The 11,503-nt window shown below is 73.0% G+C and carries 12 protein-coding genes; 4 read left to right on the plus strand and 8 right to left on the minus strand.

Annotation, left to right across the window (positions count from 1 at the left end):
- Positions 1–2 precede the first annotated feature (2 nt).
- From ACZ45Q_RS03480 to ACZ45Q_RS03515, 8 genes are read right to left on the minus strand one after another with little or no spacing between them, the layout of a single operon-like run.
- Complete coding sequence (locus tag ACZ45Q_RS03480) at positions 3–1,997, minus strand: NADH-quinone oxidoreductase subunit 5 family protein (protein ID WP_468254222.1); 1,995 nt, start codon at positions 1,995–1,997, stop codon at positions 3–5.
- Complete coding sequence (gene nuoK / locus ACZ45Q_RS03485) at positions 1,994–2,410, minus strand: NADH-quinone oxidoreductase subunit NuoK (RefSeq protein WP_468254225.1); 417 nt, start codon at positions 2,408–2,410, stop codon at positions 1,994–1,996. The genes ACZ45Q_RS03480 and nuoK overlap by 4 nt, the downstream gene beginning before the upstream one ends.
- On the minus strand, positions 2,410–3,129 hold the full coding sequence (locus ACZ45Q_RS03490) for an NADH-quinone oxidoreductase subunit J family protein (RefSeq protein WP_468254227.1): 720 nt from the start codon (positions 3,127–3,129) through the stop codon (positions 2,410–2,412). The genes nuoK and ACZ45Q_RS03490 overlap by 1 nt, the downstream gene beginning before the upstream one ends.
- The gene (locus tag ACZ45Q_RS03495; protein ID WP_468254229.1) at positions 3,126–3,794 is read right to left on the minus strand and encodes a NuoI/complex I 23 kDa subunit family protein; all 669 of its coding nucleotides are present in this window, start codon (positions 3,792–3,794) and stop codon (positions 3,126–3,128) included. Before ACZ45Q_RS03495 ends, ACZ45Q_RS03490 begins: the two co-directional genes overlap by 4 nt.
- Before the next feature lie 2 nt (positions 3,795–3,796).
- Positions 3,797–4,765 (minus strand): complex I subunit 1/NuoH family protein, encoded by a 969-nt coding sequence (locus ACZ45Q_RS03500; protein ID WP_468254231.1) that lies wholly within the window; start codon positions 4,763–4,765, stop codon positions 3,797–3,799.
- Positions 4,762–5,940 (minus strand): NADH-quinone oxidoreductase subunit C, encoded by a 1,179-nt coding sequence (locus ACZ45Q_RS03505; protein WP_468254234.1) that lies wholly within the window; start codon positions 5,938–5,940, stop codon positions 4,762–4,764. Before ACZ45Q_RS03505 ends, ACZ45Q_RS03500 begins: the two co-directional genes overlap by 4 nt.
- Positions 5,937–6,617 carry an NADH-quinone oxidoreductase subunit B gene (locus ACZ45Q_RS03510; protein ID WP_468254237.1) on the minus strand — a complete coding sequence of 227 codons (681 nt, stop codon included), beginning with the start codon at positions 6,615–6,617 and terminating at the stop codon, positions 5,937–5,939. Before ACZ45Q_RS03510 ends, ACZ45Q_RS03505 begins: the two co-directional genes overlap by 4 nt.
- Positions 6,608–7,000, minus strand: a complete 393-nt coding sequence (locus ACZ45Q_RS03515) for an NADH-quinone oxidoreductase subunit A (protein ID WP_468254240.1) — start codon at positions 6,998–7,000, stop codon at positions 6,608–6,610. Before ACZ45Q_RS03515 ends, ACZ45Q_RS03510 begins: the two co-directional genes overlap by 10 nt.
- Before the next feature lie 280 nt (positions 7,001–7,280).
- Between ACZ45Q_RS03515 and ACZ45Q_RS03520 the strand changes: the two genes are divergently transcribed.
- From ACZ45Q_RS03520 to ACZ45Q_RS03535, 4 genes are all read left to right on the plus strand, one after another.
- Entirely contained in the window at positions 7,281–8,582 is a 1,302-nt protein-coding gene (locus ACZ45Q_RS03520) for a sensor histidine kinase (protein ID WP_468254243.1), read from the plus strand.
- Between the two features lie 192 nt (positions 8,583–8,774).
- A complete protein-coding gene (locus tag ACZ45Q_RS03525) occupies positions 8,775–10,133 on the plus strand; it encodes a sensor histidine kinase (RefSeq protein WP_468254246.1) in 1,359 nt (452 codons plus the stop codon).
- A gap of 188 nt (positions 10,134–10,321) precedes the next feature.
- Entirely contained in the window at positions 10,322–10,981 is a 660-nt protein-coding gene (locus ACZ45Q_RS03530; protein WP_468254338.1) for a LuxR C-terminal-related transcriptional regulator, read from the plus strand.
- Positions 10,982–11,310: 329 nt separating this feature from the next.
- Positions 11,311–11,503, plus strand: a 193-nt coding sequence (locus ACZ45Q_RS03535; RefSeq protein WP_468254248.1) for a hypothetical protein, incomplete at its 3' end; no start/stop codon positions are given.

Below are 11,503 nucleotides of genomic sequence, written 5' to 3' on the forward strand. Positions count from 1 at the left end.
GCTCACGCTCCCGTGGCGACGAGTACGGCGGCGACCGCGAGGACGACGGTGCCGGCGAGCAGCGCGCTCACATAGGTCTGGACGTTGCCGGTCTGGGCGCGGCGGACGGCCGTGCCGAGCCAGCGGGGCAGGGTGCCTGCACCGCGTACGTAGGTGTCGACGACCTCCCGGTCGAGGAACCGCACGAGGTCCGCTCCGGCCCGGACCGGGCGGACGAAGAGCGCCGAGTACACGGCGTCCAAGTGGAAACCGACGGCCGCGTGCCGGTGGAGGGGGCCGAGCAGGAGCCGCCCGGGGTCGGCCGGGTCGGGGGCGTGGGCCACGTCTCCGTAGGCGGGCTCGTGGGCGGCGATGGCCTCGGCCTCGACCCGTCCGGCGTCGCCCTCCGGGTGGGCGGCGACCGCGCCCAGGGGGACGCGGGCGGCGAGCGCGGTGGTGTGCCGCCAGGCCCCGTAGGTGACGATGCCGCCGACCAGGGCCACGCCCGTGCCGAGCACGGAGGTGGTCAGCGTCGGGGTCAGGCTCTGGCCGCCGAACCAGTCGGGGAGCAGGCGGAAGGCGAGCCCGCCGAGGGCGAGGGACGGGATGGCGAGCACCCACAGCACGGCGTTCATGACCAGGGGCTGCTTGCCGTGGTCGGGGGCGTCGGCGCCCTGGCCGCGGAAGGCCAGCAGCCACAGACGCATGGCGTACGCGGCGGTGAGGAGGGCGGTGAGCAGACCGGCGAGCAGGACGGTCCAGCCGGCGGCGCCGGGGGCGTGCTCGGTGTGGCCGCCGACGACGTGCTCGGCGGCGCCGAGGACGGACTCCTTGGAGAAGAAGCCGCTGAACGGCGGGATCGCGGCGAGCGCGAGGAGCGCCACGGTCATCGTCCAGTAGGCGTCGGGGACGCGGTCGCGCAGGCGGCCCATGCGGGACATGGCGGCCAGCGAGTTCGTGCCGGCGGCGTGGATGATCACGCCGGCCGCGAGGAACAGCAGCGCCTTGAAGGCGCCGTGGGACAGGAGGTGGAAGACGGCGGCACCTCGGTCGGCGACGGCCAGGGCGCCGGTCATGTAGCCGAGCTGGCCGATCGTCGAGTAGGCGAGGACCCGCTTGATGTCGTCCTGGGCCAGCGCGGCGAGAGCCGAGCCGATCATCGTGACCGCGGCCATGGCGGCCAGGACGACCATCGCGGCCTGCGAGGCCCCGAAGACCGGAAGGAGCCGGGCGATGAAGTAGACACCGGCGGCGACCATGGTCGCGGCGTGGATCAGCGCGGAGACGGGCGTGGGGCCGGCCATCGCGTCGGGCAGCCAGGTGTGCAGCGGGAACTGCGCCGACTTGCCCGCCACGCCGGCCAGGAGCAGCAGGGCGATCGGGGTCGGGTGGTCGAGTCCGCCGCTCGCGACCGTGCCGAGGATGCGGGTGATGCGGAAGGACCCGGCGTCGGTGGCCAGTGCGAACAGGCCGATCAGAAAGGGGACGTCGCCGAGCTTGGTCACCAGGAAGGCCTTGAGGGAGGCCGCGCGGGCCTGAGGGGTCTCCCAGTAGTGGCCGACCAGGAAGTAGGAGCAGATGCCCATGATCTCCCAGCCGACCAGCAGCACCATCAGGTCGCCGGAGTAGACGACGAGCAGCATGGCGGAGGTGAACAACGAGACCAGGGCGGCGTACGAGGGGTAGCGCGGGTCGTCGCGCAGATAGCCCGTGGAGTAGAGCTGCACGCAGGCGGCGACCAGGGCCACCAGGACGGCGACGAGGGCGGCGAAGCCGTCGATGTGCAGGACCAGCTCGATCGGTACGGAACCGGTGGGTGTCAGTTCCGTGGCGGCGTCGACGGGCCGGCCACCGCCCTGGCGGCCGGCGACCACCGCGGCGAGCACGAGGGAGGCGAGCGTCGGCAGGACGGCCAGCGGACGGACGAAGCCGGGGGCCGTGCGGCCCAGCAGCAGGCCGGCGGCGGCGCCCAGGAAGGGAAGGAGGGGGACGAGGACGGCGAGGGTGGTCGTGGTCACGCGGTGGCCTCAGCCTTCTCGGCCCGGTCGGCCGCTTCGGCCGGGAGGGCGTCGCTGTCGGTGCCGTCGGCGTCCGGGCCGTCGGGGCCGTCGGGGCCCTCGGCGGTGTCGCGGAGCCGGTCGATGTCCGAGGTGCCGCGGTTGCGGTAGACGGCGAGGACGATCGCCAGGCCGATACCGATCTCGGCGGCGGCGATGGCGATGGTGAACAGGGTCAGCGCCTGGCCGGAGTGCAGGGTCTCCTCGGCGGCCCTGCTGAGCCAGACGTCGAAGGCGACCAGGTTGAGGTTGACGGCGTTGAGCATCAGCTCGACCGACATCAGGACCAGGATCGCGTTGCGGCGGGCGAGGACGCCGTACAGGCCGGTGCAGAACAGGAGGGCGGAGAGGACGGCGGGGTAGGCGAGGTGCATCAGCGGGCCCCTCCTTCGTCGGTCCCGGTCGCGGGTCCGGTCCCGGTCTCGGGTTCGGCCCCGGTCGCTGTCCCGGTTGCGGCGGCGGTGCCTGGCCCTGCCCCGGTGGCGGTCGCCGTGGTGGTACGGGCCGGGCCGGCCTCGCGGTCCGTCCTGGCCTTGCGGGACAGGACGATCGCGCCGACCAGAGCGGCGAGGAGGAGGACGGAGAGGGCCTCGAACGGGAGGACCCAGTGCTGGAACAGGCTCGCCCCGGTCACGGCGGTGGAGCCGGCGGCCGGGCCGTCCAGGTCGATCCAGGTGGTGCGGAAGGCGTCGACGACCACCCACACCAGCGCCGCCGCGGAGGCGACGGCCACGGTGAGGGCGGCCCAGCGGTTGCCGGAGTCGGCGTCCGGCGAGCGGCCGATGGGGGCCCGCGTGAGCATCAGACCGAACAGGAGGAGGACCACGACGGAACCGACGTAGATCAGGACCTGCACCCAGGCGATGAACTCGGCGGTGAGCAGGAGGTACTCGACGGCGAGGCCGCCGAGCGTGACCACCAGCCAGAGGGCGGCGTGGACGAGCTGCCGGGTGGTGACGGTGACGACGGCCGCGCCGAAGGTGACCAGGCCGACGAGGAGGAACGCGATCTCGACGCCGGTCGGGGAGAGGAAGCCGTGGGTTTCCGCGGCGGCGGTCACCGCATCGGCCGCCGCGGGCGACGAGAGGCTCATGACGGGTCCTCCGGCCTCGGCTGGTCGGTCTGCTGTGCGGAGTCGCCCATGGGGCGCGTGGGCTGTTCGGCGGCGCGGGCCTGCTCCGTGGCGTGGGGCACGGTGGGAGCCGGCTGCTGCTGGGCGGCCAGCTTCTCGGCGTTCTTGCGGGCGGCGGCGAGTTCCTTCGGCTCCTCCGCCCCGGCGTCCAGGGCGGGCGGGGCCGGCACCGTCCACATCCATTCGCGGAGCTTGTCGCGCTCGTGGGTGAGGTCGCGGATATCGGTCTCGGAGTACTCGAATTCCGGCGACCAGAACAGGGCGTCGAAAGGACAGACCTCGATGCAGATACCGCAGTACATGCACAGGGAGAAGTCGATGGCGAAGCGGTCCAGGACGTTGCGGCTGCGCTCGCGTCCGCCGGGGGTCGCCGCCGGGATCGTCTCCTTGTGGGAGTCGATGTAGATGCACCAGTCCGGGCACTCGCGGGCGCACAGCATGCAGACCGTGCAGTTCTCCTCGAAGAGGCCGATCACACCACGGGTGCGGGGCGGGAGGTCGGGCTGGACGTCCGGGTACTGCTCCGTGACGGTCTTCCGCGTCATCGTGCGCAGGGTGACCGCCAGACCCTTGGCCAGGCCCGAGCCGGGGAAGCGGGAACGGGAGGGCGGGAGAGGCGCGGCCATGGTTACTGGATCACCACCTTGACGACGCCGGTGAGGGCGATCTGGGCGAGTGCGAGGGGGACGAGGAGCGTCCACGAGAGTTTCTGGAGCTGGTCCTCGCGCAGCCGGGGGTAGGTCACGCGCAGCCAGATCACGATGAAGGCGAGGACGGCCGTCTTCAGCAGGGTCCACACCCAGCCGAGGCCGTCGGCGCCCCAGGGGCCGTGCCAGCCGCCCAGGAAGAGGACGGTGGTCAGGCCGCACAGGACGATGATCCCGGCGTACTCGGCGAGGAGGAACAGCGCGAAGCGCAGGCCCGTGTACTCGGTGTACGCACCGAAGATGATCTCCGAGTCGGCGACGGGCATGTCGAACGGCGGGCGCTGGAGCTCGGCGAGGCCGGCGACGAAGAAGACGATCGCGCCGACGATCTGCCAGGGCAGCCACCACCACTCGAAGGCGTCGAGGATGCCCACGAGGGAGACGGTGCCGGCCGCCATGGCGACGGAGGCGGCGGCGAGCAGCATCGGAAGTTCGTAGGCGAGCAGCTGGGCGGCCGTGCGCAGGCCGCCGAGGAGGGAGAACTTGTTGGCGGAGGCCCAGCCGGCCATGAGCGAGCCGAGCACGCCGACGCCCATGACGGCGAGGACGAAGAAGATGCCGGCGTCGATGACCTGGCCGACGGCGCCCTCGCCCGGGCCGATGGGGATGGCGAGGAGGACGAGGAGGTACGGCAGGAGGGCGACGGCGGGGGCGAGCTGGAAGATACGGCGGTCCGCGCCGGCGGGGACCACGTCCTCCTTCTGCGCGAACTTCACGCCGTCCGCGACGAGCTGGGCCCAGCCGTGGAAGCCGCCGGCGTACATCGGGCCGAGGCGGCCCTGCATGTGGGCCATCACCTTGTGCTCCGTCTGCCCGACGATCAGCGGGAAGGCGAGGAAGACGGCGAAGACGATCAGCAGGCGCAGGGTGACGTCGAGCGCGTCGTTCACTCCGAGCCTCCCGAGCGGCGGTCGTGCGGGTCCTGGGTGGACTGAGGGTCCTGGGTGGACTGAGGGTCCTGGGTGGACTGCGGGTCCTGGGTGGACTGCGGGTCCTGGCTGGGCTGGGCCCTCTGGGGGTTGTGGGCTTCTTGGTTCGCCTGGTCCTTCTGGTCTTCCTGCGGCCCTTGGTTCTGCCGGGACTCCTCGAAAGCCGGACGGGCGTGGTGCCACGGGGCGTCCGGGCTGCGGGGAGCGTCGGGGGTGCGGAGAGCGGCGGAATCGGTGGGCGGGTCGGCGGGTGGTGCCGTGCGCTGGCTCGCGGAGCCCTCCGACACGCTGCGGGCCCGGCGCGGGCCCGTGGGGCGCTGGGAGGCCGAGCCCTCGCTCGCGCTCCGGGCGCGCCGTGGGGTCGTCGATGCCGAAGCGGCGGCATCGGTGTCTCCGGCACCCCCGGTCGTCTGGCCGGCGGAGCCCTCCGCCGCCGAACGGGTACGGCGGACCGGGCGGTCGCCGGCCGCACGGGCCGGGCGGTCGCCGGCCGCACGGGCCGGGCGGTCGGCGCCCGCCGCGCGGCCGGCGCCGCGTGCCGGGCGGGCCGGGGCGGGGGGCAGCTGGCCCTTGAGCGGGCCCCACTCGTTGGGGTCGGGGACGCCCGGCGGGAGCATCTGGCGGCGCTTCGGCCCGCCGTGGCCGGCCGCCGGCTCGCCGGGTTCCTTCGCCCCCGGCCAGGCCTTGGCGACGCGGGCGGCGAGGACGAAGTCCTTCCGCAGGGGGTGGCCCTCGAAGGACTCCGGCAGCAGCAGGTGGTCCAGGGCGGGGTGGCCGTCGAAGACGACGCCGAACATCTCGTGGGTCTCGCGCTCGTGCCAGGTCGCGCCCGCGTACACGGCGACCGCCGAGGGCAGGACCGGCGACTCGTGCGGAACGGTGGTGCGCAGCAGCAGTCGCCGGACCGGCGCGAGGGCCGCGACGTGCGCGGCGACCCGGAAGCCCGTGCCCGGTTCGTCGACCGCGCTCAGCCAGTCGAAGTAGGTGCAGCCCAGCCGGTCGCGGGCGGTCTCCAGCGCGGAGATCCAGGCCGTGGGCGGTACGTCGACGGTGAGGACGTCGTACGCCTCCTCGGCCGTGGCGTCCGGGCCGAACAGGTCCTCGGCCCCGGCGGGCAGCCAGCCGACCGCGGTCATCGGCCCTCTCCCTCGGTCACCGGTCCGGAACCCGCCGCCGGCCCCCCGGCTGACCCCCGGGCCGGCCCCGGCGGCTGCACCAGGCCGCTGCTCAGTGCCGCCGCCGACGGACGGGCGGACGTGCCGTACCGCTCCCCCAGCGACTCGCGGGCGATCTTCTCCTGGAGCTTGAGGATCCCCTGGAGCAGCGCCTCGGGGCGCGGTGGGCAGCCGGGGACGTAGACGTCCACCGGGATGATCTGGTCGACGCCCTTGGTCACCGAGTACGAGTCCCAGTAGGGCCCGCCGCAGTTGGAGCAGGCGCCGAAGGAGATGACGTACTTCGGCTCGGGCATCTGCTCGTACAGACGCTTGACGGCCGGGGCCATCTTGTCGGTCACCGTGCCGGAGACGACCATCAGGTCGGCCTGGCGCGGGCCCGGCGCGAACGGGATCACGCCGAGGCGGATGAAGTCGTGGCGGGCCATCGACGCGGCGATGAACTCGATCGCGCAGCAGGCGAGGCCGAAGTTGAACACCCAGAGCGAGTAGCGGCGGCCCCAGTTCAGGACGACCTTCATCGGTTCGGGGGCGAGGCGCGCGAGGGCGCCGAGCCGCTTGGGCTCGGGCAACCGCACCGGCTCGGACACCGGCACCGGCCCGGAAGCCGACGAGGCGGAGGCGGGGTTCACGTCCATGCCAGCACGCCCTTCTTGTACGCGTACAGCAGGCCCACGGCCAGGAAGCCCAGGAAGACGAACATCTCCACCAGGGTGGTCGCGCCGTACGCCGGGTCGGCGAAGACCGTCGCCCACGGGAACAGGAAGATCGAGTCGATCGCGAAAATCACGTACAGAAAAGCGTAGACGTAGTACCTGACCTGGGTGTGTGCCCACCCCTCGCCAACGGGGTCGACACCGCACTCGTACGTCAGGAGTTTCTCGGGTGTGGGCACGACGGGCCGCAGCAGGCGCCCGGCGCCGAACGCCACGGCGACGAAGAGGACGCCGACGACGGCCAGCAGTCCGACGACCGAGTACGACTGGAAGTAGTCGGCCGCGACGACGGTCGGTTCCCGCACTTCCGCCCCTCGCTCCCTGTTCGCTGTTCGCTGTTCGCTGTTCGACGATCTGTACGCACGGGAGTCTAGGCCCTGATAAAGACACGGTAAGCAGCCCGTCACGCCTTGGGACAGCGGGACGGGGTTTTCTCCGCCGCCCCGGGACGGCGGGACGGGTTCCTCTCCGCCGTGGTCGTCCCGGCCGGCGTGACCGCGGTCCCGCGGGGTGGGGTTTTCCTCAGGTGGTCCCGGCCGGTCCACCTCATGGCGCGGGCCCGTGCCAGACGGCACGCTGACTCGTATGACCGAACACCTCACGACATCGGCGCGCGCCGGAAGCGGCGGCCCGGGCGGCGCGGCCGGCACGGGCAACGCGGTTGGCACGGGCGGCGCGGCCGGTACGGCGGACGGCGACCGCGTGCCGCCGCCCGTCCGTTTCGCCTACGACCGGCACACCTGGAGGGAGATCGTCCACCTGCTGGCGAACCTGCCGGTGGCCCTTCTCGGATTCGTCTACGTCGTGACGGTGCTGTTCGTCGGCCTCGGGCTCACGGTGACCGTGATCGGGTTCCCGCTGCTCGCGGCCGGGCTGCTGGGGGCCCGGCACCTGGGCAGGCTGGAGCGTGCGCGGGCCCGTGCGCTGCTCGGGGTGCGGGTGGACGAGCCGAGCCGGCTGCCGCTGCGCGGCGGCGGGTTCTTCCCGCGTCTGTGGATGGCGCTGAAGGACCCGGTGGGCTGGCGCACGGTGCTGTACGACCTCGTCCGGCTGCCCTGGGGCGTCCTCACCTTCGCCCTCACGCTGGTCTCGCTGTTCGTGCTGTGGCCGGTGCTGCCGTTCATCGCGCGGGCCCTGACCAACGTGGACCGCGCGATGGTGCGCGGTCTGCTGTCGCCGTCGGACGAACTGGAGCGGCGCATCGCCGAGCTGGAGTCCGACCGCGGGGTCGTCGTGGACACGGCGGCGGCCGATCTGCGGCGCATCGAGCGCGACCTGCACGACGGCGCGCAGGCCCGCCTGGTCAACCTGGCCATGGGCCTGGGACTGGCGAAGGAGAAGCTGCTGGAGGGCCAGGCCGACGAGCACGTCGCGGCGATGGTCGAGGAGGCGCACGGCGAGGTGAAGCTCGCGCTCCAGGAGCTGCGCGACCTGGCCCGCGGCATCCACCCCGCCGTACTGACCGACCGCGGCCTGGACGCGGCCCTGTCCTCCGTCGCCTCGCGCTGCACCGTCCCGGTGAAGGTGACGGTCGATCTGACGGAGCGGCCGGCGGCGGCCATCGAGGGGATCGCCTACTTCACCGTCTCGGAGCTCTTGCAGAACGTCAGCAAGCACAGCGGGGCCCGGTCCGCCTCCGTGGACGTGTGGCGCGCGGAGGAGCGGCTGCTCCTCCAGGTGCGGGACGACGGCCGCGGCGGGGCCCGCCTCGACGGCGGTACCGGGATGAAGGGGCTCGCCGAGCGGCTGGGCGCCGTAGACGGGCTGTTCGTCGTGGACTCCCCGGAGGGCGGCCCGACGACGGTGACGGCCGAGCTGCCGTGGCGCGACCGGGAGCAGGGACGCCCACGGGACGGGAGCACGGGCGCCTCCGGCTCGCGGCGCTGACGGCAGCGCCCGTCTCGGCGGCACCGGCGGCCCCTCCCCGGTCTCGCATGGTGGGGAAAACCCCCCGCCCAAGACGCCGACGGGCTCCATGGTCGGTGAGCGGCCGTACGAGGAGGGTGGAGGTACGACGGCAGAGCCGTAGGGCGCGGCACAGCGGGTGCGGTCGCAGGGACGAGGAGAAGGACGACGCCGATGGCCACGGAGTACGGACAGGGTGACTACGGGCTGGGCAGCGAGCTCGACGCCCCGGGGCGCGGGGGCGGGCGGCACCGGCTGCCGGCGGGGCTGCGGGCCCCGTTCGAGGCCCGCGCCTGGCGGGAGCTCGGCCATGTGGTGCTGGGCCTGCCGATCAGCATCCTGCTGTTCACGTTCGCGGTCACGATGGTGTCGCTGGGCGCGGGGCTGCTGGTGACCTTCCTCGGGGTCCCGGTACTGGCGGCGGCGCTCGCCGGGTGCCGGGGGTTCGGGGCACTGGAGCGGATGCGGGCGCGCGCGCTGCTGGGGCTGCGGGTGGACGACCCGGAGCCGCTGCGGGTGCGCCGGCACGGCGCGATGGCCTGGATGGGCGCGGTCCTCAAGAGCGGCACCTCGTGGCGGACGCTGCTGTACGCGCTGCTGCACCTGCCGTGGGCGGTGTTCTCGTTCGCCGTGGCCGTGACCGTGTGGACCTGGGGCTGGGCCATGCTCACCTACCCGCTGTGGTTCTGGGTGTTCCCGATGTACGCCGGTCAGGACGGGCTCCAGCTGTACGGCGACGAGACCCACCGGGTCTACCTGGACAACCCCTTCGAGATCACGGTGACCGCGCTGGTGGGACTGCTGTTCACACTGGCGGCGCCCTGGATCGTGCGGGCGCTGACCATGGTGGACCGGGTGCTGGTGCACGGGCTGCTCGGGCCGTCGCGGCTGGCCACCCGGGTGGTGGAGCTGGAGTCGGACCGGGGCGTCGTCGTGGACACGGCGGCGGCCGATCTGCGGCGCATCGAGCGCGACCTGCACGACGGCGCGCAGGCCCGCTTGGTCAACCTGGCCATGGACCTGGGGCTGGCGAAGGAGAAGCTGCGGGAGGACCCGCGGGCCGCGGCCCGGATGGTCGACGAGGCGCACGGCGAGGTGAAGACGGCGCTTCAGGAGCTGCGGGACCTGGCGCGCGGCATCCACCCCGCCGTACTGACCGACCGCGGCCTGGACGCGGCCCTGTCGTCGGTCGCCTCGCGCTGCACCGTGCCGGTGCGGGTCGAGGTGGACCTGGCTCAGCGGCCGGCCCCCGCGATCGAGGGGATCGCCTACTTCACGGTGTCGGAGCTGTTGCAGAACATCAGCAAGCACGCGCGGGCGACGCAGGCGGTCGTGGAGGTGTGGCGGGTCGACGACCGGCTGCTGCTCCAGGTCGTGGACGACGGCGTGGGCGGGGCCGAGGTGTCCCCCGGGTCGGGTCTGGCCGGGCTGGCGGAGCGGATCGACGCGGTGGACGGGATCCTGGTGGTGGACTCGCCGGCGGGCGGGCCGACCCGGGTGACGGCGGAGCTGCCGTGGCGGGCGGAACGCTGAGCGGACGGAACACTGAGCTGGCAGAACGCTGAGCTGGCGGAACACTGAGCGGGCCGAGCGCAGAGCGGGCAACGGTGACCGCCGGTACGGCTCCCATCGCACCCCCGATCCTGAAATGCTGGACCCCACAACAGGCGGGCGGAGTGCCCGCGTCGGGTGTGGGGGGGCCGAGGATCGTGGAGGACAGGGTGCGGGTGGTCATCGCCGAGGACTCGGTGCTGCTCAGGGAGGGGCTGACCCGGCTGCTGACCGACCGTGGCCATGAGGTCGTGGCCGGGGTCGGGGACGGCGAGGCGTTGATCAAGACCATCACCGAGCTGGACGCCCAGGGCGAGCTGCCGGACGTGGTGGTGGCGGACGTGCGGATGCCGCCGACGCACACCGACGAGGGGGTGCGGGCGGCGGTGCAGTTGCGCAAGGCGCACCCGAGTCTGGGCGTGCTCGTGCTGTCGCAGTACGTGGAGGAGCGGTACGCCACCGAGCTGCTGGCGGGTTCCAGTCGCGGTGTGGGCTATCTGCTCAAGGACCGGGTGGCCGAGGTGCGCGAGTTCGTGGACGCGGTGGTGCGGGTCGCCGAGGGCGGTACGGCGCTCGACCCGGAGGTGGTCGCGCAGTTGCTGGGCCGCAGCCGCAAGCAGGACGTGCTCGCCGGGCTCACCCCGCGGGAGCGGGAGGTGCTGGGGCTGATGGCAGAGGGCCGGACGAACTCGGCGATCGCCCGCCAGCTCGTCGTCAGCGACGGCGCCGTCGAGAAGCACGTAAGCAACATCTTCCTGAAGCTGGGGCTGTCCCAGAGCGACGGGGACCACCGGCGGGTGCTCGCCGTCCTGACGTATCTCCGTTCCTGACCGGTCTCCTCTCCGTTCCTGACCGGTCTCCGCCGGTGACCGGCGCGTCTCGCCGGTCACCGGCGCATCTCCGCACGGGTGCGTGGAACCCGTGCGTACGAGGATGGCCGTCATCCGAACGGACGAGAAACCGGGGACCGGCCGACGGGCGTCCTCACCAGCGGCGGTGGCAGGAAGCCGGGCGCGGCGGGGGCGGGGGGCCGTCCCGCCCGAGCGTCCATCATGCGAATGTCCACGGGATGGCGACCACGGCGGACGTAGGGTTGGGTCTTGGGATGGTCAACGAAAGACCACGCCCCGGACAGCCGCCTCGAGGGAGGTCCACTTCAGTGACCAGCCAGGTCAGCAGCCCAGCGGAGCAGGCCGACGGAGCCGACGAGACCGTCGTGGGAGCGCAGCGCAAACCGGCGGGGACGAAGGATGTCCGCCGGCTGGACCGGGTGATCATCAGGTTTGCCGGTGACTCGGGTGATGGTATGCAGCTCACGGGTGACCGGTTCACGTCGGAGACGGCGTCGTTCG

The organism is Streptomyces sp. NPDC031049, from assembly GCF_055571015.1.